Annotated in this window: 1 pseudogene; it reads left to right on the top strand. The window is 64.8% G+C overall.

Annotation, left to right across the window (positions count from 1 at the left end):
• Positions 1-71 precede the first annotated feature (71 nt).
• Positions 72-261, top strand: a pseudogene (locus tag SB816_RS32770) (alpha/beta hydrolase); the annotation flags it as partial.

Here is a 261-nt window from a genome sequence, read left to right on the forward strand (position 1 = left end):
GCGAGAAGATTGATTGATGCGCGCGGCGGGGTCAAGTGCAATGTCGGTTCCCGAATCGCTCCTGAAACGCCATGAATATCGACGACTACGACCCGCCGCCCGAGCGCATCGCGCTGATCGCCGCCGACAGCTACCGCCTCGGCGCTTATGTCTGGCGCGGTCGTCCATCGAGTGAGGCGAGCACGCGTCCCGTTGTGGTCGTCAATCCCGCCACGTCGGTGCGCTGCCGCTACTACTTCCGCTTCGCCGCCTGGTTGTGCC

This window comes from Achromobacter sp. SIMBA_011 (assembly GCF_046535435.1).
Classification (GTDB): Bacteria; Pseudomonadota; Gammaproteobacteria; order Burkholderiales; family Burkholderiaceae_B; genus Achromobacter; species Achromobacter dolens.